This window comes from Nocardia brasiliensis (assembly GCF_042691675.1).
GTDB lineage: Bacteria > Actinomycetota > Actinomycetes > Mycobacteriales > Mycobacteriaceae > Nocardia > Nocardia brasiliensis_D.
This window is the reverse complement of record NZ_CP170507.1, coordinates 5678897-5702409: the sequence shown is the minus strand read 5'-3', so window position 1 is coordinate 5702409 and position 23513 is coordinate 5678897. Positions and strand designations below refer to the sequence as shown.

28 protein-coding genes and 1 pseudogene are annotated in these 23513 nt (G+C 67.5%); 23 read left to right on the top strand and 6 right to left on the bottom strand.

Translation table 11 applies throughout. The features are described 5' to 3' along the window. From gmk to ACFK0J_RS26145, 6 genes are all read left to right on the top strand, one after another. Window positions 1-585 (top strand): guanylate kinase, encoded by a 585-nt coding sequence (gene gmk / locus ACFK0J_RS26170; RefSeq protein WP_378731668.1) that lies wholly within the window; start codon window positions 1-3, stop codon window positions 583-585. Window positions 586-656: 71 nt separating this feature from the next. Next, on the top strand, window positions 657-938 hold the full coding sequence (gene rpoZ, locus ACFK0J_RS26165) for a DNA-directed RNA polymerase subunit omega (protein WP_218470142.1): 282 nt from the start codon (window positions 657-659) through the stop codon (window positions 936-938). 119 nt (window positions 939-1057) lie between these two features. Further along, on the top strand, window positions 1058-2281 hold the full coding sequence (coaBC, locus tag ACFK0J_RS26160) for a bifunctional phosphopantothenoylcysteine decarboxylase/phosphopantothenate--cysteine ligase CoaBC (RefSeq protein ID WP_378731665.1): 1224 nt from the start codon (window positions 1058-1060) through the stop codon (window positions 2279-2281). 214 nt (window positions 2282-2495) lie between these two features. After that, on the top strand, window positions 2496-3707 hold the full coding sequence (gene metK, locus ACFK0J_RS26155) for a methionine adenosyltransferase (protein ID WP_218470140.1): 1212 nt from the start codon (window positions 2496-2498) through the stop codon (window positions 3705-3707). Window positions 3708-3797: 90 nt separating this feature from the next. Beyond that, window positions 3798-5840, top strand: a complete 2043-nt coding sequence (locus ACFK0J_RS26150; protein WP_378743015.1) for a primosomal protein N' — start codon at window positions 3798-3800, stop codon at window positions 5838-5840. A 61-nt stretch (window positions 5841-5901) separates the two neighbouring features. After that, window positions 5902-6306, top strand: a complete 405-nt coding sequence (locus tag ACFK0J_RS26145) for an SSI family serine proteinase inhibitor (protein WP_378731663.1) — start codon at window positions 5902-5904, stop codon at window positions 6304-6306. On the opposite strand, the gene ACFK0J_RS26140 is transcribed toward ACFK0J_RS26145, so the two are convergent. After that, window positions 6303-6746 carry a DUF6196 family protein gene (locus ACFK0J_RS26140; protein ID WP_378731661.1) on the bottom strand — a complete coding sequence of 148 codons (444 nt, stop codon included), beginning with the start codon at window positions 6744-6746 and terminating at the stop codon, window positions 6303-6305. The two genes, ACFK0J_RS26145 and ACFK0J_RS26140, sit on opposite strands and share 4 nt — an antisense overlap. A gap of 71 nt (window positions 6747-6817) precedes the next feature. On the opposite strand from ACFK0J_RS26140, the gene ACFK0J_RS26135 reads away from it, so the two are divergent. Next, window positions 6818-7423: a TetR/AcrR family transcriptional regulator gene (locus tag ACFK0J_RS26135; RefSeq protein ID WP_378731659.1), complete on the top strand. Its 606-nt coding sequence runs from the start codon at window positions 6818-6820 to the stop codon at window positions 7421-7423. Beyond that, window positions 7420-8115 (top strand): hypothetical protein, encoded by a 696-nt coding sequence (locus tag ACFK0J_RS26130; protein WP_378731658.1) that lies wholly within the window; start codon window positions 7420-7422, stop codon window positions 8113-8115. Before ACFK0J_RS26135 ends, ACFK0J_RS26130 begins: the two co-directional genes overlap by 4 nt. Window positions 8116-8133: 18 nt before the next feature. Here ACFK0J_RS26130 and ACFK0J_RS26125 read toward each other — a convergent pair. Further along, a pseudogene (locus tag ACFK0J_RS26125) lies at window positions 8134-8802 on the bottom strand (NAD(P)H-binding protein); the annotation flags it as partial. Between the two features lie 71 nt (window positions 8803-8873). On the opposite strand from ACFK0J_RS26125, the gene ACFK0J_RS26120 reads away from it, so the two are divergent. The 8 genes from ACFK0J_RS26120 (at window position 8874) to ACFK0J_RS26085 (ending at window position 15237) form a co-directional block, all read left to right on the top strand. After that, complete coding sequence (locus ACFK0J_RS26120; protein ID WP_378743404.1) at window positions 8874-9068, top strand: hypothetical protein; 195 nt, start codon at window positions 8874-8876, stop codon at window positions 9066-9068. A gap of 71 nt (window positions 9069-9139) precedes the next feature. Beyond that, entirely contained in the window at window positions 9140-9826 is a 687-nt protein-coding gene (locus tag ACFK0J_RS26115; protein WP_378731656.1) for a PadR family transcriptional regulator, read from the top strand. Between the two features lie 118 nt (window positions 9827-9944). Then, a complete protein-coding gene (locus ACFK0J_RS26110; protein WP_378743013.1) occupies window positions 9945-10895 on the top strand; it encodes an esterase/lipase family protein in 951 nt (316 codons plus the stop codon). A 138-nt stretch (window positions 10896-11033) separates the two neighbouring features. Beyond that, entirely contained in the window at window positions 11034-11600 is a 567-nt protein-coding gene (def, locus tag ACFK0J_RS26105) for a peptide deformylase (RefSeq protein WP_218470134.1), read from the top strand. Continuing rightward, window positions 11600-12523 (top strand): methionyl-tRNA formyltransferase, encoded by a 924-nt coding sequence (gene fmt, locus ACFK0J_RS26100; protein WP_378731654.1) that lies wholly within the window; start codon window positions 11600-11602, stop codon window positions 12521-12523. Before def ends, fmt begins: the two co-directional genes overlap by 1 nt. Next, complete coding sequence (locus ACFK0J_RS26095) at window positions 12520-12735, top strand: hypothetical protein (RefSeq protein WP_378731652.1); 216 nt, start codon at window positions 12520-12522, stop codon at window positions 12733-12735. Before fmt ends, ACFK0J_RS26095 begins: the two co-directional genes overlap by 4 nt. Before the next feature lie 101 nt (window positions 12736-12836). Continuing rightward, window positions 12837-14402, top strand: a complete 1566-nt coding sequence (locus tag ACFK0J_RS26090) for an RsmB/NOP family class I SAM-dependent RNA methyltransferase (protein WP_378731650.1) — start codon at window positions 12837-12839, stop codon at window positions 14400-14402. Window positions 14403-14601: 199 nt separating this feature from the next. After that, on the top strand, window positions 14602-15237 hold the full coding sequence (locus tag ACFK0J_RS26085; protein WP_378731648.1) for an HD domain-containing protein: 636 nt from the start codon (window positions 14602-14604) through the stop codon (window positions 15235-15237). A 39-nt stretch (window positions 15238-15276) separates the two neighbouring features. On the opposite strand, the gene ACFK0J_RS26080 is transcribed toward ACFK0J_RS26085, so the two are convergent. Continuing rightward, the gene (locus tag ACFK0J_RS26080; RefSeq protein ID WP_378731647.1) at window positions 15277-15651 is read right to left on the bottom strand and encodes a VOC family protein; all 375 of its coding nucleotides are present in this window, start codon (window positions 15649-15651) and stop codon (window positions 15277-15279) included. A gap of 125 nt (window positions 15652-15776) precedes the next feature. Between ACFK0J_RS26080 and ACFK0J_RS26075 the strand changes: the two genes are divergently transcribed. Further along, a complete protein-coding gene (locus ACFK0J_RS26075) occupies window positions 15777-16127 on the top strand; it encodes an MmcQ/YjbR family DNA-binding protein (protein ID WP_378731645.1) in 351 nt (116 codons plus the stop codon). Between the two features lie 8 nt (window positions 16128-16135). Here ACFK0J_RS26075 and ACFK0J_RS26070 read toward each other — a convergent pair whose 3' ends face one another. Then, window positions 16136-17107 (bottom strand): RNA polymerase sigma factor SigF, encoded by a 972-nt coding sequence (locus tag ACFK0J_RS26070; RefSeq protein ID WP_378731643.1) that lies wholly within the window; start codon window positions 17105-17107, stop codon window positions 16136-16138. Further along, window positions 17107-17529, bottom strand: a complete 423-nt coding sequence (locus ACFK0J_RS26065; RefSeq protein WP_218470129.1) for an ATP-binding protein — start codon at window positions 17527-17529, stop codon at window positions 17107-17109. The genes ACFK0J_RS26070 and ACFK0J_RS26065 overlap by 1 nt, the downstream gene beginning before the upstream one ends. Before the next feature lie 95 nt (window positions 17530-17624). Between ACFK0J_RS26065 and rpe the strand changes: the two genes are divergently transcribed. Next, a complete protein-coding gene (rpe, locus tag ACFK0J_RS26060; RefSeq protein ID WP_378743011.1) occupies window positions 17625-18281 on the top strand; it encodes a ribulose-phosphate 3-epimerase in 657 nt (218 codons plus the stop codon). An 18-nt stretch (window positions 18282-18299) separates the two neighbouring features. Here rpe and ACFK0J_RS26055 read toward each other — a convergent pair whose 3' ends face one another. Beyond that, window positions 18300-18770 carry a hypothetical protein gene (locus ACFK0J_RS26055; RefSeq protein WP_378731640.1) on the bottom strand — a complete coding sequence of 157 codons (471 nt, stop codon included), beginning with the start codon at window positions 18768-18770 and terminating at the stop codon, window positions 18300-18302. A 575-nt stretch (window positions 18771-19345) separates the two neighbouring features. Here ACFK0J_RS26055 and ACFK0J_RS26050 point away from each other — a divergent pair. The 5 genes from ACFK0J_RS26050 (at window position 19346) to ACFK0J_RS26030 (ending at window position 23048) form a co-directional block, all read left to right on the top strand. Then, the gene (locus tag ACFK0J_RS26050) at window positions 19346-19969 is read left to right on the top strand and encodes a riboflavin synthase (RefSeq protein ID WP_218470127.1); all 624 of its coding nucleotides are present in this window, start codon (window positions 19346-19348) and stop codon (window positions 19967-19969) included. Window positions 19970-20105: 136 nt separating this feature from the next. Beyond that, on the top strand, window positions 20106-21350 hold the full coding sequence (locus ACFK0J_RS26045) for a bifunctional 3,4-dihydroxy-2-butanone-4-phosphate synthase/GTP cyclohydrolase II (RefSeq protein WP_218470126.1): 1245 nt from the start codon (window positions 20106-20108) through the stop codon (window positions 21348-21350). 30 nt (window positions 21351-21380) lie between these two features. Next, window positions 21381-21860: a 6,7-dimethyl-8-ribityllumazine synthase gene (ribH, locus tag ACFK0J_RS26040; protein WP_218470125.1), complete on the top strand. Its 480-nt coding sequence runs from the start codon at window positions 21381-21383 to the stop codon at window positions 21858-21860. Window positions 21861-21940: 80 nt separating this feature from the next. After that, the gene (locus ACFK0J_RS26035) at window positions 21941-22432 is read left to right on the top strand and encodes a PH domain-containing protein (protein WP_378731638.1); all 492 of its coding nucleotides are present in this window, start codon (window positions 21941-21943) and stop codon (window positions 22430-22432) included. A 49-nt stretch (window positions 22433-22481) separates the two neighbouring features. Continuing rightward, window positions 22482-23048 (top strand): hypothetical protein, encoded by a 567-nt coding sequence (locus ACFK0J_RS26030; protein ID WP_378731636.1) that lies wholly within the window; start codon window positions 22482-22484, stop codon window positions 23046-23048. Window positions 23049-23513 lie beyond the last annotated feature (465 nt).

The window sequence follows — 23513 nt, the reverse complement described above, 5'->3', positions numbered from 1 at the left end:
GTGGTCGAACATGCGCAGAAGGGTCGGCTGGTAGTACTGGTCGGCCCCTCGGCCGTCGGCAAGTCGACCGTGGTCCGTTGTGTCCGCGAGCGGCTGCCGCACCTGGTCTTCAGTGTGTCGGCAACGACCCGGGCCCCCCGGCCCGGTGAGGTCGACGGCCTCGACTATCGGTTCGTGTCCAGGGAAGAGTTCGACGCCATGATCGCGGCGGGTGAACTCCTCGAGTGGGCTGATATCCATGGTGGTTTGCAACGTTCGGGCACCCCGGCCGCGCCGGTACGGGCCGCCCTCGCCGAGGGTCTGCCCGTACTGGTCGAGGTCGACCTCGAAGGCGCGCGGTCGGTACGCAAGGCCATACCCGAGGCGATTCTCGCCTTTCTCGCCCCGCCGAGCTGGGACGAACTGGTCTCCCGGCTGACCTCGCGTGGCACCGAATCGCCGGAAGTGATCGAGCGCAGGCTGGAAACCGCCAGGACCGAATTGGCCGCCTGTGACGAGTTCGACATAGTGATCGTGAACGACGAGGTGACCAGCGCCTGTGAGCAGTTGGTATCGTTGTTCGTTAGCACAAATTCGAGTTCGTAACCCAGCTGAGTTCACCCACCCCGCCGGCGTTGCCGGCTGCCATCCCTTCCAGACGCGCAGGAGCCCCCCTAGTGAGCAGTACGGACAGCAAGACCGTTCCCGCCTACGACACCCCGATCGGCCTCACCAACCCTCCGATCGATGAGCTGCTGGAGCGCACGTCGTCCAAGTACGCGCTGGTCATCTACGCAGCCAAGCGGGCGCGTCAGATCAACGACTACTACAACCAGCTCGGCGACGGCATCCTCGAGTACGTCGGCCCGCTGGTCGAGCCGGGCCTGCAGGAAAAGCCGCTCTCGGTCGCCATGCGCGAGATCCACTCCGACCTGCTCGAGCACACCGAAGGCGAGTAGCCGAGGCGCCAGAGCTGTGACCGAGCGCAGCGAGGGAACCGATGACACAGCACCATTGGTCGCAGCGGAACCGAGCGCCAGCGAGGTGGAGCTGTGACTACAACTAGGCCGGAGGCGTAGTGACCACACGGATCGTCGTCGGCGTCAGCGGTGGGATCGCCGCCTACAAGGCCTGCTCATTGGTCCGGCGGTTCACCGAGACCGGACATCAGGTCAGAGTGATCCCCACCGAGTCGGCGCTGCAGTTCGTCGGTAAGGCCACCTTCGAGGCACTGTCCGGAAACCCGGTGCACACCGATGTGTTCACCGATGTGCCCGAGGTGCCGCACGTTCGGCTCGGCCAGGAGGCGGACCTCGTCGTCATCGCCCCGGCCACCGCCGACCTGATGGCGCGCGCGGCCGCCGGTCGCGCCGATGACCTGCTCACCGCGACGCTGCTGACGGCCCGATGTCCGATTCTGTTCGCGCCCGCGATGCACACCGAAATGTGGCAGCATCCGGCCACCGTCGCGAATGTCGCGACGCTGCGCGCCCACGGAGCGATCGTCATGGAACCCGCGTCGGGCCGACTCACCGGCACCGACACCGGTCCCGGGCGGCTGCCCGAGCCCGAGGAGATCTTCGGGCTCGCCGCGCTGCTGCTCGAACGCGCCGACGCGATCCCGCGCGATCTGGCAGGCCGCCGGGTGGTCATCACGGCGGGTGGTACCAGGGAACCGCTGGATCCGGTGCGTTTCCTCGGTAACCGCAGCTCCGGGAAGCAGGGGTACGCCCTGGCTCGGGTCGCGGCCCAGCGCGGCGCGCACGTCACGCTGATCGCGGGCAACACCATCGAGATGGCCGCGCCCGCGGCCGTCGACCTGGTGCACATCACCACCGCCGAACAGCTCAAGACCGCCGTCGACAAGCACGCCGTCGGCGCGGACGCGGTGATCATGGCGGCCGCGGTGGCCGACTTCCGGCCCACCGACGTAGCCGCCGCCAAGATCAAGAAGGGCGCCGGGGAACCGGACGTCATCACGCTCACCAAAACCGACGACATTCTCGCCGGACTGGTGCAGGCGCGCCGCGACGGGCAGTTGACCGGCACCGCGATCGTCGGATTCGCCGCCGAGACCGGTGACGAACACGGTGACGTGCTCACCTACGCGCGGGCCAAACTGGCCCGCAAAGGGTGTGACCTGCTGGTGGTCAACGCGGTCGGTGAGGGCAAGGCGTTCGAGGTCGACACCAACGACGGCTGGCTGCTCGGTGCGGACGGTACCGAACAGTCGCTCGATCATGGGTCGAAGGCGCTACTGGCCAGCCGGGTGCTCGACGCGCTGGGTCCGTTGTTGCGCTGAAATCCGTTGTGAGACTGGGATACTGACCCAGTAATCAATCATCGACGCCGTGGTCGCCGAGAGACCGTTCGGATGAACTGTCTGAGATAGAGATCTCTCGGAACCCAGCTCGTCAGTGGTTTGCCATAGTCTGAGAAGAAGGGTTGCGCGGCAGCGGCATCGCGTTACTGTCGCAATCCGAGACGAATGACCCGTTGAGGGAGAGGGAAGAACTGTGCGCACGTCCGGCAGCCGGCTATTCACCAGTGAGTCCGTGACCGAAGGTCACCCGGACAAGATCTGTGACGCCATCAGCGATTCCATCCTCGACGCGTTGCTCACCGAGGACCCGCGCAGCCGGGTCGCGGTGGAAACACTCGTGACAACGGGCCAGGTGCACGTTGCGGGTGAGGTCACCACTTCGGCCTACGCCGATATTCCCCGGATTGTCCGGGAAAAGGTGCTGGAAATCGGTTACGACTCGTCGGCAAAGGGATTCGACGGGAATTCCTGTGGTGTGAATATCGCGATCGGCGCGCAGTCGCCGGATATCGCGCAGGGCGTCGACACCTCGCATGAGGCGCGCGTCGGCGGCTCCGACGACGAAATCGAGAAGCAGGGCGCGGGCGATCAGGGCCTGATGTTCGGCTACGCGACCACCGACACCCCCGAGCTGATGCCGCTGCCCATCGCGCTCGCGCACCGGCTGTCGCGCAGGCTGACCGAGGTGCGCAAGTCCGGTGTGCTGCCGTACCTGCGACCTGACGGCAAGACCCAGGTCACCATCGAATACGAGGGTGACCGTCCGGTCCGGCTCGACACGGTCGTCATCTCCACCCAGCACGCCGCCGATATCGACCTGGACAATCTGCTCGCACCCGACATTCGGGAAAAGGTCGTCGACGCGGTGCTCGCCGATCTCGAGCTGCCGTCGCTGGACACCTCGAACATCCGGCTGCTGGTCAACCCGACCGGCAAGTTCGTGCTCGGCGGCCCGATGGGCGACGCCGGCCTGACCGGCCGCAAGATCATCGTCGACACCTACGGCGGCATGGCTCGCCACGGCGGCGGCGCCTTCTCCGGCAAGGACCCGTCGAAGGTCGACCGCTCCGCCGCCTATGCCATGCGCTGGGTCGCCAAGAACGTCGTCGCGGCCGGACTGTCCGAACGCGTCGAGGTCCAGGTGGCGTACGCCATCGGAAAATCCGCACCGGTCGGCCTGTTCGTGGAGACCTTCGGCACCGAAAAGGTCGACCCGGCCCGCATTTCGGCCGCCATCGCCGAGGTTTTCGACCTGCGTCCCGGCGCGATCATCCGCGACCTGGACCTGCTGCGCCCGATCTACGCACCGACCGCCGCGTACGGCCACTTCGGCCGCACCGACGTCGACCTGCCATGGGAGCACACGGACCGGGCGGACAAACTGCGCGCGGCCGTCGGCCTGTAGGTCCGACCGCGCCGAGTGAACGAACCCGCGGCGGGCACCCCCGCCACACCGGGGGACCCGCCCGCGGGCCCCACAGCCGTGGAGCACCCGATCGCTCGGGTGCTCCCGCTGCTGTCCCCGGCCCATTTGGACCGCGACTTCGACTACCTGGTTCCGCCCGACCTGGACGCCATCGCCCAGCCGGGCGTCCGGGTGCGCGTCCGCTTCGCTGGTCGCCTCGTCGACGGATACCTGCTGGAGCGTCTTACGCACAGCGAGCACAGCGGCAAGCTGGTGAAACTCGAACGGGTCGTCTCCGGCGAGCGCGTCCTCACCCCGGAGATATTGAAGTTGGCCACCGTGGTGGCCGCTCGGTACGCGGGCACCCGCGCCGACGTTCTGCGGCTGGCTATTCCGCCGCGTCACGCCCGCACGGAGACCGGTGGGGCGACGAAGAAGTCGGCGGAAGCCGCTGTGGTGCAAGAGGATTCGGCGGATATTTCACCGGATGCCGTGAGTCCCGAAGGGGAACAAGAGGTTCTGTCCGCGCCTTGGCAGCGGTATATCCATGGTCCGGCATTCATCACCGCACTGACGCAAGGCAAAGGCCCGCGGGCGGCCTGGCAAGCCTTGCCGGGGGAGGATTGGCCGCGGCGGTTGGCGGAGTTGGCGGCGACAGTGGTCGGGCAGGGACGCAGCGCGATCTTGATGGTGCCGGATCAACGGGACCTCGATCGGGTGCTCGCGGAATGTGCTCGGTTGCTGGGGGATTCGGCGGTCGGGCTGTCCGCCGGACTCGGGCCCGCCGCGCGGTATCGGCGGTGGCTGGCCGTGTTGCGTGGCACGGCACAGGTGGTTGTCGGCACGCGCAGCGCGGTCTTCGCACCGGCGAAAAACCTTGGGCTGATGGCGATCTGGGACGACGGCGACGACACTTACGCCGAACCGAGGGCGCCGTATCCGCATGCGCGCGAGGTGGCGATGCTGCGGTCGCACGAGACCGGAGCGGCATTCGTCGCCGCGGGTTTCGCGCGGACAGCCGAGATCCAAGCGGTCGTCGATTCCGGGTGGGCGCACGATCTGGTCGCCGATCGGGCGCTGGTGCGCGAGGCTGCGCCACGAATCAGCGTGCCGGGCGATTCCGATATCGCACTGGAACGAGACCCGGTGGCGCGCGCGGTTCGCATCCCCGGGGTGGCCTACGCCGCCGCACGCGCGGCGCTGAAAGAAGGTGCGGGCGTGCTGGTGCAGGTGCCCCGCCGCGGGTACGTCCCGTCGCTGGCCTGTGCGAAGTGCCGGACTCCGGCCAGGTGCCGACACTGCAACGGACCACTGGCACTGCCGGATGGTCGTGCGCGACACAGTGATTCGCAGGGCGACGCCGCGCACAGTCCGAGCTGTCGATGGTGCGGCATCACCGAGGCGGCGTTCCGCTGCTCGTCCTGTGGTTCGCGAGCCCTGCGCGCGGTGGTGATCGGCGCGACCCGCACCGCGGAGGAACTCGGCCGGGCGTTTCCCGGCGTGCCCATTCGCGGCTCCGGCGGCGGTGCGATGCTCGATACGGTGGAACCGGGTCCGCAGGTCGTGGTCGCCACCGTCGGCGCCGAACCGGTGCTGCCCGGCGGCTATGGTGTCGCCCTCCTACTCGACAGCTGGGCCCTGCTCGGCCGCGCGGACCTGCGCGCCGCCGAAGACGCACTGCGCCGCTGGATGACCGCCGCGACGTTGGTGCGCTCACACGGTCAGGTCATCGTGATGGGCGACCCGGCCATCCCGACCGTGCAGGCGCTGGTTCGCTGGGACCCGATCGGCCATGCCCGCGCCGAGTTGGCCGCCCGCGCCGAGGTCGGCTTCCCGCCCGCCGTCCGCATGGCCGCGATCGACGGCACCACCGACTCCATCACCGAATTGCTGTCCGCCACAACCCTTCCCGATGGCGTCGACGTGCTCGGTCCGGTCCCGTTGCCGGATGGTGCCCGTAAACCCTTCTCCTCCGGCGATTCTCCCGCCGAAGTCGAACGCATCCTGCTGCGCGTCGACCGCAAGTCCGGCACTCTCCTGGCCCGGGCACTCACCGCCGCCCAGGCCATCCGCAGCACGCACCGCTCCGACGCACCGCTGCGCGTCCAGATCGACCCGGTGGACATCGGCTGATCGCGCTCGCCTACTGCGCGCGTCGAGCCCGACATTCATTTGCCCATGATTAACTCTGACAATGACGACCTCTACGCTTCGCCGCACCGTCGCGTCCGTGTGCCTTGCGGTCGTGACACTGGCGCTGTCGGTGGCCTGCGCCGACAATGAATCCGAGCCATCGAAGACCTCCCTGGACCTGACGGTCAGTGCGGGGGAGAGCCCGGGTTCCAGCCCGACGCGCGTCACCCTCACCTGTGATCCGCCCGGCGGTAGCCACGCCGACGCCGCGGCGGCCTGTGTCGCGTTGGCGGCGGCAGGCGGCGACTTCGACAAGCTGGTGGGCGATCCCGTTGCCGTGTGCGCGCAGATCTACGACCCGGTCACCGCGACGGCCACCGGCACCTGGCAGGGCAAAACGGTCAACTGGGAGAAGCAGTTCGGCAACAGCTGCGAGCTGCGAGCCAAGACCACGCCCGTCTTTTAGCTTTCAGCCGAGCGCAACGTCTCGATCTCGCGCTCGACCGCGGCCAACAGCTCGACCGGACAACCCCAATAGTCGTAGATGCCGCCCCGATCCCGGTTGCTGCCGCAGACCACGAACACCCCGGTGCCGAGCGCGCGTTTGAGGTGGTTGGCGAGCCAGCCGACGAAGCCGCTGTTGTCCATACCAACGGGGAAGTGGAACGAGAACAAGCCGAACTTCTCCACGTCGGCCCCGTCGGCATCGGCGAACGGGACCAGCGCACTCCAACTGTGCGCGTCGCGCACCACCGCCAGGGTGCGCGGCGACAGCTGCGGCGGGTTCGCCAGCGGCGTCTCCCGGAAACACCACACGCCCTCGTGCACGTCGAACTCCGCGGCGGCGATGACCCGCCGGAGTCGTTGGGCCGTTTGGGTTTCGGTCTCGATGCTGATGTCCACCACGGGGTAACCGTAGCAATCGCCCGTCCGCAGTATTCTTTAACTGGCTGATCAGTTAATGATATCCTCGGCGGATGGCCCGCACCGTCGATCCCCATCGCGTCGCCGAACGACGTTCCGCGATCACCCGCGCCGCCGCCGAGTTGTTCGCCACGCACGGATACGAGCGCACCACGGCCACGCAGATAGCGCGTGCCGCCGGACTGAGTTCGGGCAGCGTCTTCTACTACTTCAAAGACAAGGCCGCGGTCTTTCGCTCGATCTTCGAGTTGTCGATTCCCCTGCATGCCGAAGTCATTGCGCGCCACATTGATCGCAGCGACTGCCTGGCGGCCATCCTGGGCATCGTCGACGCGCTGGCCGGTGAGGCGCTGGACCCGACGGCGCCCGGGCTGATGGTGGAGTTGCTGCGCCGTCTTGATCAGGATGCGGAACTGACCGAGGTCGTGCTGGAAGACGCACGGCTCAGCGCCGAGGCGCTGGCCACACTGCTCGATCGTGGTATCCGCGCCGGGCAGTTCGACCCGGGATTCGAGCCCGCCGAAACCGCGCGCTGGATTCTCGCCATCGTCGACGGTGCCTTCCTCAACGCCGACCCCGCCAATCCTCGCGACCCGCGTCCGCTGGTGCGCGCGACCGTCTCGCGGCTGTTGCGACCGATCGAAACGGAGAACCCATGACGACTACCTCCGCGCCCACCGTGCTGCGCTTCTCCACGGTGTGGGCCTGGCTGTTCGGGGCCGGTGGGCTCGCCATCGGCGCCGGCATCGGATTCGCGGTACCGTCCGTCGGGCGTTGGTTGACCGACACCGTCGACTCGGCCCCGGCCCCGCTACGGATCGCGATGACGGTGCCCCTGGTGTGGCTGGTGCCGGTCACCACGATCATCGGAGTCGTTGCTGGCCTGGTGCTTTTCGAGATCGCCCGGCAGGAGAGCCTGACCCTCACCGTCGCAGACGACCACGTCGAGCTGTCCAAGAACGGTCGCGCGCAACACGTGCCGCGCAAGAAGATCGCCGCCGTGTTCCGTGAGGACGCCGACCTGGTGCTCACCGACAGCGACAAGCGCCGACTCGCCCGCTTCGGCGCGAACGACCTGAGCCGCAACGGCATCGAGAACGCATTCCGCAGCCACGGCTACCCGTGGCTCGATCGGAACGACCCGTTCGGCGCGGACTTCCTGCGCTGGGTCGATGGTCGTCCGGAGACCGGGCAGGCCGTCGATGCCGTTCTGCGGGCCCGGCGGCGCGCACTGGCGGACAAGAAGCCCCTGGTGGTCGAAGAACTCGAGGAGGAGTTGCTCGGTCTCGGCGTCGATGTTCGGGACCGCCAAGGGGAGCAGCACATTCGAGTCTTCGACCAGACCGCATGAGGGAGCGCGGCTCGGTGCTCAGGCGAACACGGCCCGATTGCGTTGGGCCCACTGCGCGTAACTCGCGGGCGCCCGGCCGAGCACCCGTTCCACGTCCGGGCTGATCTTCAGTTCGTCCGGTGTCGGCTCGCCGAGGATCGATAGCGTGTGCTCGACCACCGGCTCGGGCATGAACCGCGACATGCCTGTATACGCCTGCGCCCGAGTCAATTCCACGAATCGCACCGGTGCTTCGAGCGCGGCGCCGATTGCCGCGGCCTGTTCCCGTGGTGTGCTCAGGGCGGGCCCGGTGAGCGTGTAGACCCGTCCGGCATGTCCGTCCTCGGACAATGCGACGGCCGCGACCGCGGCGATATCCGCGGGATCGATGGACGGCAAACCGATCGCGCCGAACGGTGCCGCGACCGTCCGCTCGGTCCGGACGGATTCCGCCCACGCGAACGTATTCGCGTAGAAACCCGCGGGCCGCAGGATGGTCCAGTCCAGCCCGGACCGCCGGATGGCCTTTTCGAAGGCAATCAGCCGGGCATAGCCCGCCGCACCCGACCGGGTCGCCACGCCCTGCGACGACACGAAGACGACCCGCCGAACGCCGCCCGTCCTGGCGACCTCGAGCACTCGCTCCGGATCTGGGCCGCCCACCAGCTGCTCGCCGGTGATGAGGAGGAGGAGCGCGTCGGCGCCCGCGACGGCGGGGGCGGACGCTCGCCACCGAACTGGACAAGCGCGGCGACGGCCTGGACCAGGAGCTCGCTGCCGTGCTGCGCAGGCTGGTCGACTGGGTCGAAACGCAGTTCGAGGCCATGGGGCGCACCGATGCTCGGGAGCTCGCCGTCGCGTTGATCGCCGCGTACCAGGGAATCTCATTGCTCACCAACACCTTCCGTGACCCCGAGCTGATGGCGACGGAGGGGGAGCGGCTGACGCGCTGGATCGACTCGCTGGCGGCCTGAGGCTCCCGAATCGATCGGAATTTTCCAGCCGACTCTTGCGCTCGATGCATTGACGATATATCGTCGATAATATGAAACGAACACGAGAGCCCGAGGAGGCTTACATGGAACACCAAGGACATCGAGAATTCGGACGACGTGGCCCCCGGCAGCGGCCGGGCGGCGAGGACTTCGACCCACGGCAGCGGTTCCGCCGCGGCGGCCGGCACGGTCACGGTCCCGACTTCGGACCGGGCTTCGGCCCAGGTTTCGGGCCGGGCTTCGGACCGCACTTCGGTCGTGGTCGCGGCCGCGGCGGTCGGGGCAGGCGCGGCGACGTGCGCGCGGCCGTGCTGCTGCTGCTCACCGAGCGGCCGATGCACGGCTACGAGCTGATCCAGCAGATCCGCGAGCGCAGCGACGACATCTGGCGCCCCAGCCCCGGATCGATCTACCCTGCGCTGGCGCAGCTGGAAGACGAGGGCCTGGTCCTCATCGAAAAGATCGCCGGGCGCAAGACGGCGCAACTGACCGAGGCGGGCACCACCTATGTCACCGAACATCGGGACGACCTGGGCGATCCGTGGGCGGACGTCAAGGAAGACGTCGGCGCGCAGGCAATCGACCTGCGGGAACTCGTCGGTCAGCTGATGGGCGCGGTCGCACAGGTCGCGGCGGCGGGTACTCCCGCGCAGGCGGCACGGGCGGCGGAACTGCTCACCGAGACGCGCAAGTCCCTATACCGAATTCTTGCCGAAGACGAGACCCCCGAAAAGTAACGGGGTGTGAAACACCGCGCCGGAGCGCACATTTCGGACGGTTTCGGTAGATCATTGTGAGATGCGACAGTCTTGGGGTTTGTGGGGTTGGGGATATTCACACTTGTGTAGGGCCGTGTTGGTCGTCGCGCTGGCCGGAGTCGCAGTGCTCGGCTCCGGTGCGGCGCAGGCCGTGCCTGCCGGATATCGACCCCCCGAGGTGCCGACCCAAGCCGGTCCGCCGCAGTCCGATCATCTGGGCGCGGCGCAGTATCTGAAGACCCATTCGAACGCGGTTCCGTTGGGCACCAACGATTTCGGTTGCAAACCGAGCACCACCCGGCCCCGGCCGGTGGTGCTCGCGCACGGCACCGACTCCAGCGCCTACTCGGACTATTCGGCGATCGCGCCGCAGCTCGCCGCGGCCGGATTCTGCGTCTTCGCGCTCAACTACGGCGGTAGCCCGGGGGCCGAGAGCTACGGTACCGAGGACGTGGTGCTCAGCGCGCACCAGATCGGCGGGTTCGTCGACCAGGTGCTCGCGGCCACCGGTGCCAGCCAAGTCGACCTGGTCGGGTTTTCCCAAGGTGCGACGGTGACCCGGTATTACGTCAACAAGCTCGGCGGCGCACCGAAGGTCGGGCAGTGGGTCGGTCTGGCGTCACCGAGCTACGGCGGCGTGATGTACGGACTGGTGCCGATCGCGCAGGCGGTGCCCGGTGCGTTGCAGGTGTTCGCCAGAGTGACGTCGCTCGCGGCGGTGCAGCAGGCGCAGGGTTCGCCGATCATGACCGACCTCAACGCGGGCGGCGACACGGTGCCCGGCCCGAAGTACACGACAATCGGCAGCCGGTTCGACGAGATGATCCAGCCGTTCAGCAACATCGCGCTGCGCGGTCCCGGCGCGGTGAACATCGTGGTGCAGGACCACTGCGCCGCGGATATGACGGGGCACTTCCACATGGTGTACGACCCGTTCGTGCAGCAGTTGCTGCTCACCGTGCTCGATCCGAGCAGCCCCGCGCCGGTCTGCCGTCCGGTGGCGCTCGGCACCGGCATTCCCGAAGTGATCGTCGCGGGCAACTCCTGAGCCGGGCGGCCGGGCGGAGGACACGCCACCCCGCCCGACCGCACTGGAGTTTTACCAGCTTCGGACTGGTGGATCGGGGACATTCGGTCGTCTCACTAGAATGAGACGACCGTGTTCGTCCGCTTCCGGGAGTTTGCCGTGACCATTCAGCCCGTTCGCCTGTTCGGCGATCCCATTCTGCGTGCCCGCGCGGCGGAGGTCACCGAATTCGACCGCGAACTGCAGCAGCTGGTGACCGACCTGACCGACACCATGCACGACGACGGTGGTGTCGGCATGGCCGCACCGCAGATCGGAGTGGGGTTGCGGGTATTCGTGTACGACACCCATGACGCCGCGGGGCACCTGGTGAACCCGCAGTGGGAAGTGATCGGCGACGAAGAGCAGGTCGGGCCCGAGGGCTGCCTGTCGATTCCGGGGGTGCGCTACGACACCCGGCGCGCCCTGCGGGTGCGGGCCACCGGCGTCGACATGCACGGCGCGCCGGTCGAATTCACCGCCGAGGGGCTGCTGGCGCGGTGCGTGCAGCATGAGACCGACCACCTCGACGGTGTGCTGTTCATCGATCGGCTGGACCCGGCAGCGCGCAAGGACGCCATGCGGACCATCCGTGAATCCGATTGGTTCAGCGCGGGCGTGACGGCGCGTCCGTCGCGGTCGGTGAGCGGAGCGGGCCAGGCCGGGCCGTTCGGGCGGGGTCGCTGATGCGCATCGTCTTCGCGGGCACGCCGGAGCCCGCTGTGCCGTCGCTGCGGCGGCTGATTCAGTCCGGGCGGCACACGGTGATCGCCGTGGTGACCAGGCCGGACGCGGTGGCCGGGCGCGGCAGGAAGGTGACGAGGTCGCCGGTCGGGCTGCTGGCCGACGAGCACGGCATCCCGGTGCTGACCCCGCGTCGACCGTCGGAGCCCGAGTTCATCGAACAGCTCACTGCGCTCGCGCCGGACTGCTGTCCGGTCGTGGCCTACGGCGCACTGCTGCCGCAGCAGGTGCTCGACATCCCCCGATTCGGCTGGATCAACCTGCACTTCTCGCTGCTGCCCGCCTGGCGCGGCGCGGCGCCGGTGCAGGCCGCGATCGACGCGGGCGACGAGATCACCGGTGCGTCCACCTTCCGGATCGAGGCCGGGCTGGACACCGGGCCGGTCTTCGGGGTGATCACCGACAAGATCGCCGTCACCGACACCGCGGGCACCCTGCTGGACCGGCTCGCCGAGAGCGGCGCGGGCTTGCTGGAAGCGACCCTCGACGGGGTGGAAGACGGGACCCTGCAAGCGGTTCCGCAGCCTACCGAGGGAATCTCGCACGCGCCGAAGGTGACCGCCGAGACCGCGCACATCCGCTGGGACCAGCCCGCGCTCGCCATCAGTCGTCGCATCCGTGCCGTCACCCCCACGCCCGGCGCCTGGACCGAGGTCGACGGTAACCGGTTGAAACTCGGCCCGGTCGAAATGGTCGAGGAGGAGCTGCCGGTGCGTGCCATCGAGGTCCGCAAATCCGGTGTCTATGTCGGTACGGCAACTACCGCGGTCCGCCTGAATCAAGTTCAGCCGCAAGGCAAACGCATGATGGCCGCCCTCGACTGGGCGCGCGGCGCGCGATTGCGGCCGGGCGCGGTGGTCGAGTGACGATCCTCGATCGTCCGATCAGTAAAGCTTCAGCGCAGCCGAAGGCGGGGCACCGGCACGCCGACGTGTCCCCGTCGCGGCGCACCGTCCAGGTCCGGGGTGCGGCCCCGCGGCCACAACGAAAGTGGTGGAATATGACAGCACGGCGCACGGTGTTGCTACCCGACCGGGCTGTCGAAGCCGGTTTCGAGCAGGGCGTGGTGGTCGAATGACACCCCCTGAAGGTAATCGCGGCAACGATTCTCGCGATGCTGGGCGAGTACGCAACGATCGGCCGAGCGGTGCCGAATCGGGTCGCGGCAGTGCTGCTCGAATGAACAGCGCCCGCACCGGCGAGTCCGCCCCGCGGCGGGAGAATGCCCGCGGGCGCTCCGATGCGGCAGGCGGGACTGGCCGCGGACAATCCAGCGGCGCGAAGCAGCGCTCCGCGCAGGGTGGTTCGCGCTCGGCCGATCGCGGCGGGACCGCGCGGCCGGTCGCGGCCGCGAAACGTGGTGGCGGGCCGAAGGACCGGGGATCGGCCTCGGGTGGACGCGGTGGCGCGGGCGACGTTGCCGATGCCCCTCGGCTCGTCGCGCGTGACGTGTTGCGGGCCGTGCGCGAGCGGGATGCTTACGCGAATCTTGTGCTGCCCGGGCTGCTTCGGGATCGGCGGATCACCGGACGGGACGCGGCCTTGGCCACCGAGCTCGCGTATGGCGCGTGCCGTACGCGCGGGTTGCTCGACGCGGTGATCGAGGCGGGGGCGGGGCGGCCGATCGCCGAGATCGATGGTCCGTTGCTGGATGTGTTGCGGCTCGGCGTGTACCAGCTGTTGCGGACCCGGATCGGGGCACATGCGGCGGTGGATACCTCGGTGGCGCTGGCGCGCACCGAATTCGGGGCGGGCAAGGCGGGATTCGTGAACGCCGTGCTGCGGCGGGCCGGGGAGAAGACGGCCGAGGAGTGGGTGGCGGCACTCGCTCCGCAGGATCCGGTGGGGCGGTTGGCCTTTGAGTTCGCGCATCCGGTGTGGATCGCGCAAGCCTTCGCGGACGCGCTCGGTGCGCGAGCGGGGGAGCTGCGGGACGCGCTGGCCGCCGATGACGCCCGCCCGGCGGTGCACCTGGTCGCCCGGCCCGGCGAAATCACCGCCGAGGAATTGGCCTTGGTGACCGGCGGGCAGGAAGGCCGGTGGTCGCCGTACGCGGTGTACCTGGACAGCGGCGATCCCGGAAAACTCGAGCCGGTGCGTGAAGGCATGGCCGGTGTGCAGGACGAAGGCAGTCAACTCGTCGCGCTCGCGCTGACGCGGGCGCCGTTGCACGGACCGGACGGCGGGCGCTGGCTCGACCTGTGCGCGGGACCGGGCGGCAAGGCGGCGCTGCTCGGCGCACTCGCCGCGATCGACGGTTTCCGCGTCGACGCGGTCGAACCCGCCGAGCACCGCGCCGAACTCGTCCGCAAGTCCGTGCACGGCCTGCCGGTCGATGTGCACGTGACCGACGGCCGCGACAGCGGCCTGACCCCCGGCTACGACCGAATCCTGGTGGACGCGCCGTGCACCGGTCTCGGCGCACTCCGCCGTCGACCGGAGGCCCGCTGGCGGCGCACCCCCGGCGACGTCGCCCAACTCGTCACCCTGCAACGCGAATTGCTCAGCGCCGCATGGGATCTGCTGCGCCCCGGCGGCGTCCTCCTGTACTCCACCTGTTCCCCCCACCTCCCGGAAACAGTGGCCGTCGTCGCCGACGCCGTCCGCCGCACCGGGGCCGAACAACTGGACACCCGAGACCTCCTTCCCGGCGTCGCCGACCTCGGCGACGGCCCCACCGCCCAGCTCTGGCCCCACCGCCACGGCACCGACGCCATGTTCTTAGCAGCCCTACGCAAACCCTGATCCCGCGCCCCACCTCACCCGCGGCGCGAATCAGCTAGCGGTTTCGTGCGCGGCTGCATGAGACGTGCGCGGCTGCATGAGACATGCGCGGGGCATTGCGCGTAGGTTGCGGGGTGTGGGGCGGGGGTTGCTGGATTGGGATGGGACACGGTGTGGGTGTGCCAAGGGCTGCGGCGGTACGCGGAATATTGTCGCCGCCATGGAATTCTCCCTGGATCTGCCGTGCAGCTCGCTTGCGGATGCGGTGATGGCGGTCGTGTGGAGCTCCTTGCCGGAGCCGATCGCCAACCACAGCGTGCGTAGCTTCCTGTTCGCCGAACTTCTCGCCGAGCATCAAGGATTGATCAACGACCCGGAGTACGACCGCGAGCTGGTGTTCGCGGCGACGGTGATGCACGATCTCGGCACCGGGAATCGGGCGCCGGGCAAGGCGCGCTTCGAAGTCGAAGGCGCCGACATCGCCGCCGACGTGCTCACCCGGCACGGCGCGCCCGCCGCGGCCGTGGATCGGGTGTGGGAGGCGATTGCCTTCCACACGTCCGAGGGCATCGCCGAGCGCCGCGGTCTGCTGCCCTACCTCACCGCGGAGGGCAGCAAAATGGACATCGGCTATAACGCGGACCTCACCGATAAGTATCAGGAGGCCATCCACGCCGCCTACCCCCGGTTGAACATGGTGAAGGTCCTGACCGACGCGATCGTCGACCATGCCAGTCGATCCGATGACAGCGCCCCCATTTTCTCCCTCGGCAACCTACTCACCAAGGAACGTCAGGCGACCGGCATCACCGAACTGGAACTACTGACCGCCGGAGTATCCCCCTGGGGCGACTAGACCTGGCCCCGTTCTTCCAGCCCGAGTCCTGTGCCCACCTCAGGACTTGGGTTGGAAGAGCTCGATCGGGTTTCCCGCCGGATCCTCGGCCAGCACCTGCTTGCCGCCATTGCCGGTGATGATCTCGCTGCGGAAACCCACGCCCGCAGCGCGGAGGCGTTCGACGCACGCCTCGAGATCGTCGACTTCGAGCTGAAATCGGTTCCACCCACCGGGTTCCGGGAGTGTCCCATTGGGCATGGCCTGGCCCGCACCACCGCCGCCCGCCGGGGTGTTCAGGAGGAGCCGCAAGTCTCCTTGCGACAGCATGGCGAACCCGGGACCGGGATGCGCCCGCACCTGGAAACCGAGCAGTTCGTAGAAATGAATGGCGTCATCGACGTTGTCGACGATGTAGCGCACGCTGGCGGTCACGACCGGACCTCCCTCGTCGAGGATTGAACCCTTCGACGGTATCTCGCGAGCCGCATGCCGCACCATGACTCGCCTGATTCCATTCGTCCAAGCCCGCGGGGACGTTCGTCCAGCACACTGTCGACATGGCATTGACGTGGCAAGACGTGGTCGCGCTCGCGACCGAGTTCCCCGATGTCGAAGAGTCGACATGGTGGCGCAGCCCGGCCCTGAAGGTCGGCGGCAAAGGTTTCGCACGCCTACGCGCCGAAGCCGAGGGCGGCCTGGTCCTCGCCTGCGAGCTCAACGAGAAGGAAGCCTTGCTGGCCTCCGGTGATCCAGCGTTTTACACGACACCGCACTACGACGGCCACCCGTACATCCTCATCGACCTGGATCGCATCGGCACCGAGCAGCTACGCGAAATGCTCGACGACGCCTGGTGGCTCACCGCCTCCGCGAAGCTCCGAAAACAGCGTGAGCAGCACAGGGATTGACCGCGCAGTTACTCCCGACTCGACTGCTCGCGAAGCCGGGCAAGGGTTTTCGCGAGAATGCGCGAGACATGCATCTGCGAGATGCCCATCTGCTGGGCGATCTGGGTCTGCGTCATCGATTCGAAGAACCGCATGGTGAGGATGCGGCGTTCGCGCTCGGGCAGCCCGGCCAACAGCGGCCGGATCGCGACATACTCTTCGACACGGTCGAATTGGGTCTCTTCCTCGCCGAGAGTGTCCAGCAGTGAGGCGTCGGTATCGCGGCCGAGGGTGGCCGCGTCGATGGAGCTCGGTTGGTAGGCGTTGCCCGCGATGACGGCCTGGGTCACCTCGTCCGGGTCCACGTCGAGTTCGGCGGCGATCTCTTTGGCGGTCGGTGACCGGCCGAGGCGCTGCGAGAGCGCGTCGATCGCCGCACCGATGCGCAGATGGGTTTCTTTGACCCGGCGCGGCACGCGCATGGCCCAGGTGTTGTCGCGGAAGTAGCGGCGGACCTCGCCCATGATGGTCGGCACCGCGAAGGACAGGAAGTTGGAGCCGCGTTCGACATCGAAACGGTCGACCGCGTGCACCAACCCGACCCTCGCTACCTGGGTGAGATCGTCGAACGGTTCACCGCGCCCGCTGAACTTGCGAGCGATGTGGTCAGCCAGCGGGATGCATCGGCTGATCAACTCGGCCCGCAACGCGCTGTGCCGCGCGGTGCCCGGTTTGCTGGCGCCGAGCTGTTCGAAGAGCAACCCCACATCGTCGTAACCGGGGACCGTTTTGACGGCTTCGAGAGCTTCGCTTTCCTCGACCGCATCCTCGGTCGAGACGGCGTCTGCCTCGTCGGTACCGGCGTCTGCCTCGTCGGTGCCGGTCTCGGCTTCGTCCGCGCCGGTCTCGGCTTCGTCGGTGACGCTTTCAGCCTGGTCGGTGACGGTGTCGGCGTTCTTGTCGTCGCGATCGGAGTCGAACACGGTGTCCTCGTCCGCCACTACGCTTTCCCTCGGACCCGACGGAACTCGACCGTCGTCGGATATCCGGAAACCGTCGAATCGAATGAATCCTGAGTCGCCTGCACCTCATCGGTGAGGGTGCGCAGTACATGCCAGCCGAAGCTGCGCTGGTCGGGTAGGCCCGGCTTGGCGGCGATCCCGCTGACTCGGACCAGCAGTTCGGTCTCGCCGACGGTGAACCGGCAGTGCAGGCTGGTGTCGGGCCCCGCGACCGCGATCAGCGTCGAGCACACCTCGTCGACGGCCAGCCGGATGTCGGCCACCTCGTCCAGCGTGAAATCGCTGAGTAGGACGAGAGTTTCGGCGAGCCCACGAACGATGGGCAGCTGCGTGACCGATGCGGCCACCCGAATCTCCACCGGGGTGCTGTAAAGCCCCTGTTCCGCCGAAATGTTGATCACGCTATGCAGGCTACCCACTCCCGCGGTGGACAACCCCACTACCGATAGACTCCGACGTTGTGTCCACCCCGACTTACACCCGCCCGGCCGTCCCGATGATCGCCCCCTCCATCCTGTCCGCGGACTTCGCACACCTCGCGGATGAGGCCCGAGCGGTGGCCGGCGCCGACTGGTTGCACGTCGATGTGATGGACGCGCACTTCGTGCCGAATCTGACCCTGGGGCTTCCGGTGGTCGAGAGCCTGCTCGCGGCGACCGACATCCCGCTGGATTGCCACCTGATGATCGAGGATCCGGGTCGTTGGGCGCCGCCGTATGCCGAGGCGGGCGCGCACAATGTGACCTTCCACGCCGAGGCGACCGACGATCCGATCGCGGTGGCCCGCGATATTCGCGCGGCGGGTGCCAAGGCCGGTCTCTCGGTGAAGCCGAACACACCGATCGAGCCGTACCTGGAGATTCTGCGTTCGTTCGACACGTTGCTGGTGATGAGTGTCGAGCCCGGTTTCGGTGGGCAGTCGTTCATCGCGGAGGTGCTGGAGAAGGCGCGCATCGTGCGCAGGCTGGTCGACGCGGGTGAGCTGCGCCTGCTGGTGGAGATCGACGGCGGTATCAACACCGACACGATCGAGGCGGCCGCGGAGGCGGGCATCGATTGTTTCGTCGCCGGGTCCGCGGTCTACAACACGGCCGATCCCGGCGCCGCGGTCGAAGCATTGCGCAGGCAGGCCGCCGTGGTGCGGGCCGGCTGATCAGCTTCGCGAAATCGCTTACAGCGCGCGGACTTTTCGAGTTCCGATAGCGCGTGCCGCCTCGATCACCGCGTTGAGTGGTGGCCGTGTCCTCGCGGTTTCCGGCCTGCGGATCCAGGTGCGGTAACCGGTGTGTTCGTCGTCCGGCGAGGGCAACACCACCTGGCTGCCGGTGCTGGCGACCGTCGCGTACATCCGGAACAGCTCGGCGGAAACCGCCGCGCTGAGGGTGTCGGGTCGGTACGGCCCGGTGAGGAATGTCCAGCGCTTGGCACGGGGGTGATCGACGACCGGTCCCGCGATGCCTGCCTGCTCGAGTCGTTGCTGCACCCGCACGCCGATATCGGCGGGCATCGTGATGGCACCGTAGTGGGCACCGATGTGTATCAAAATGCGACGCGAGGTCGGATCGATCGAAGCGGGCAGCTGGAATTCGCGCCGATACTGCACGCAGCGAACTTCCAGCGTCGTATCGAGAAAAGTGGTCACGCCGCGCCCCCAAGTGTGTAGAACCTGATTTGTCCCACTGTGGTCTTCTGACTTCCTCGAGTGGTGGATGTTCCTGGGTTGAACTTCCTGGGGCGCACCTGCGTCACCAGGTCGAACTGTTCTGCTTCGAACGGCTCGGGCTAGCAGTCGAACGTCAGGAATCAGCTACATAACAATATTGCTTCCATTTTGGTCACGGCGCAAGCAAATGTTAAATATGCGGGGCAACTGGGTATGGGTTGGATTTGTAGGTTGCTGACATTATGCCGACTGCCGGTACTAAAAACGTGTTTGAATAAACTTGGTGATAAGTAATTAATGACATTTCCGTATCCTCGAACATAATTCGGCGGAGATTCTTTGTCGAGTGCTTGCTCCGACCCGTCGCGACCGGCTGGCGGTCTTCTTCAACCGGCGGTTGCCGGGACACGGTTCGATGAGCCCCGTAACCGACCGCGCTGTCGCCTACGACCGGCCGTCGTTAGGCTGAGCCCCAGGGCACCGACCGGCGGGAATACCCGCTGCGCCGGGGCTGTTCCGCAACCGAGGGCAACGACGCGACAGGGAGTCATGGCATGTTCACAGGCATCGTCGAGGAACTGGGCGAGATCGTCGCCACCGAGCGGTTGGCCGACGCTGCCCGGCTGACGATCCGGGGCAAGCTGGTGACCTCCGATGCCGGGCACGGTGATTCGATCGCGGTGAACGGCGTCTGCCTGACCGTCGTCGAGGTGATCGGCGGCGACTCGTTCACCGTCGACGTCATGCAGGAAACACTGAACCGCTCCAGCATCGGCAAGCTGGACACCGGCTCCAAGGTCAACCTGGAACGGGCCGCCGCGCTGAACAGTCGGCTCGGCGGACATCTCGTGCAGGGACACGTCGACGGCACCGGCACCGTGCTCTCCCGCACCCCCTCGGAGAACTGGGACGTGGTGCGCATCTCGCTGCCCGACGCGATCGCCCGCTATGTAGTGGAGAAGGGCTCGATCACCGTCGACGGTATCTCGCTTACCGTCTCCGGTCTCGGCGTCGCCGACCAGCCCGCGGAAGCGGGCAGCCGGGACTGGTTCGAGGTCTCGCTGATCCCGACCACGCTTGCCCTGACAAATCTCGGCTTTGCCACCGTCGGCACCACCGTCAACCTGGAGGTGGATGTGATCGCCAAGTACGTCGAACGCCTGCAGCAGCGCGGGTGAGCGACTTCGCGTGGGCCGGGCACGGCCCGCAGACCAGCTTCGTCGCGCCGCGCCCCTTACGCGGCCGGGCGCGGAACACCCGCGGGCGACGCCGTACTGTAGGGGCGGACCTATTTCGAGATGGAGCACAACAGACGTGACCAGGTTCGACACCATCGAGCGCGCAGTCGCCGACATCGCCGCCGGTAAGGCGGTTGTCGTCGTCGACGACGAGGACCGCGAGAACGAGGGCGACCTCATCTTCGCGGCCGAGAAGGCCACCCCGGAGCTGGTGGCCTTCATGATTCGCTATACCTCCGGTTATATCTGTGTGCCACTGACGGGTGACGACTGCGACCGGCTCGGCCTGCCGCCGATGTACGCGTTGAACCAGGACAAGCACGGCACGGCCTACACGGTGTCGGTCGATGCGCGCGAAGGCATCACGACCGGCATCTCCGGCGCCGACCGCGCCACCACCATGCGGCTGCTCGCCTCCGACGAGGCGAAGGCGGACGACTTCACCAGGCCCGGGCACGTGGTCCCGTTGCGCGCGAAGGACGGTGGCGTGCTGCGCCGCCCCGGCCACACCGAGGCCGCGGTCGACCTGTCCCGGATGGCCGGGCTGCGTCCCGCGGGCGTGATCTGCGAAATCGTCAGCCAGAAGGACGAGGGCCATATGGCCCGCACCGAGGAGCTGCGCGTCTTCGCCGACGAGCACAACCTCGCGCTGATCTCCATCGCCGACATGATCGCCTGGCGGCGCAAGCACGAGAAGCACGTGGTGCGGGTCGCCGAGGCGCGAATCCCCACGGCGCACGGTGAATTCATGGCCGTGGGCTACCAGAGCATCTACGACGAGGTCGAGCACGTCGCGCTGGTGCGCGGCGATCTCGCCGACGGCGACGATGTGCTGGTGCGGGTGCATTCCGAATGCCTCACCGGTGATGTGTTCGGCTCGCTGCGCTGCGACTGCGGTCCGCAACTGGACGCCGCGCTGGAAATGGTGGCCGCGGAAGGCCGCGGCGTGGTGCTCTACATGCGCGGGCACGAGGGCCGCGGCATCGGGCTGATGCACAAGCTGCAGGCCTACCAGCTGCAGGATTCCGGCCACGACACGGTCGACGCGAACCTGGAGCTCGGGCTGCCCGCCGACGCCCGCGACTACGGCACCGGCGCGCAGATCCTGGTGGATCTCGGGATTCGCTCGATGCGGCTGCTCACCAACAATCCGGCCAAACGCGTCGGCCTGGACGGATACGGGTTGCGGATCACCGAGCGGGTGCCGATGCCGTTGCGCGCCAACGCCGAAAACCTACGGTACCTGCGTACCAAGCGCGACCGGATGGGCCACGATCTGATCGGGCTCGACGACCTCGATCTGGGCGAGACCGCCCGCTGATTCCGCTGATTCACGGAAAGGCAGACATTGATGAGCGGTACCGGCGTACCGACTTTCGCGCTCGCTGATGCCAAGGACCTGAAACTCGGCATCGTCGCGTCGCGCTGGCACACCACGATCTGCGACACCCTCGTGGCGAACGCCGAACAGGTGGCCAAGGACGCGGGCGTCCTACACGTCACGGTGGTCCGCTGCGCGGGCGCGATGGAGTTGCCGGTGGTGGCTCAGGAGCTGGCTCGCACGCACGACGCCGTGGTCGCGCTCGGCGTGGTGATCCGTGGTGGCACACCGCATTTCGAGTATGTGTGCGATGCGGTGACCGCCGGGCTCACCCGGGTGTCGCTGGACGCCGGTACTCCCGTCGCGAACGGGGTGCTCACCACCAACGACGAGGAGCAGGCGCTGGACCGTGCCGGGCTCCCGGGGTCCGCCGAGAACAAAGGTGAACAGGCTTGTGCCGCCGCGCTCGATGCGGCGTTGACGCTGCGCTCGTTGCGGCAATCCGCATAATGGGCGCAGCTCGGAGTCTGTTGGCGGACTGCGCGCCTGGCGCGGCGAGGGCCGCAGGGAACGCGGGGGAGGGGTAGCTGATGCCGGTCGTTCGTATCTTCCGTAGAAACGCTCAACCCGCTGCTACGCCCGAGTGGGAATTCGAGGTGCGTCCGCGCCGCGCGGTTCGCAACTGTCGGATCATCGCCACGCTGATCGCCGCCGCATTCCTCGCGGGCGGCATCTGGCTGCGCACCGGTTCGACCGGCGTGAACTTCCGGGTCGCCGACCAGATCGCCATGATCGTCATCGGCATCCTCATCGCCGGCGCCGTCCTGATGCTCACTCGCCCCCGGGTACGCGCCGGCGCCCAAGGGGTGTCGGTACGAAACGTCCTGGGAGACAACGACTTCCCTTGGGAAACAGTCCGTGGCGTCTCCTTCCCCGACCACAAATCCTGGGCCCGCCTAGAACTGGTCAACGACGACTACGTCCCCCTCCTGGCCATCCGCTCCAACGACAAACACCACGCCGCCCGAGCCTTGGACCAACTCCGCGACTTAGGCGCGAAGTACACCACCACCAGCGACTGATCGACGGCGTAACCACAGTTTCGGCCGAATCCAGGCATATTCTCGAGCCATGACACCGGAAGCCGGAGTCCTCGCACAGGCATTCGCCGACGATCCGCTGATGACCTACTTCTGGCCCGACGCCAACCGGCGACACCGCGCAATGCCGTACTTCTGGGAATCCCGCGTCGAGTCGAGGCGGCGAAACGGCATCGTGGATACGGTTCGTGATGACACGAACGACATAGTGAGCGTCGTCCTATGGGACCCGCCCGGCGTCACCTCGATAGCGGCGAAACCAGGAAGTCTGTTGCGCGCCCTGGGCCTAGCGGTACCAAGAGTCCTCGCGACGTCCCGACGCATGGAGCACCTCAGACCGAAGCAACCGCACCTATATCTGGCGGCCGGCGCCTCGCTGCCCCACGCCCAAGGCAAAAGCCTCGTATCCGACATCATCCGGGCCCGCGTAGCGAACACCGACGTCGACTGCTTCACGGTGGCCACGAATCAAACCAGCAGGGCAATAGCCGAATACGGCGGATTCCACCTGGTAGCGGAACTCCCCATAAACAAAGGCCCCACCGTCTACGGCTTACTCCGCCCCGCCGGACCACCCGCCCCCACCGCCACCCCATGACCAACGGGACCTGACGGTGGGCCTACTCGCACAACGCCTCCACCACGTCCCGTCGATCATCCTCACTCCCCCTACAAGCGCGCCGCTCATGATCAACGGGACATGACGGTGCCCCTCCTCGGACTGCGCCCCCACGATGTCCCGTTGATCACGAGCCCCAACCCCCAACCACGGCGCGCTTTCGCGCGTGGCGTTCATGATCGACGGGACATGACGGAGGGTTTACCCGCACAATGCCGCCACCAAGTCCCGTTGATCATGGTCGCTCACCCTGCCAGGGCAGCTTTCATAATCAAGGGGACGTGATGGTGGCCTTCTTGGGCTTCGCCGCTACCAGGCCTTGTTGATCATGGTCGTCCGCGTTCGCGCGCAGTGCTCATGATCGACGGGACATGACGGTGGGCCTTCTCGGGCTTTGCCTCCACCATGTCCCGTCGATCATGGCCAATCCCACGTTCGAGTGTG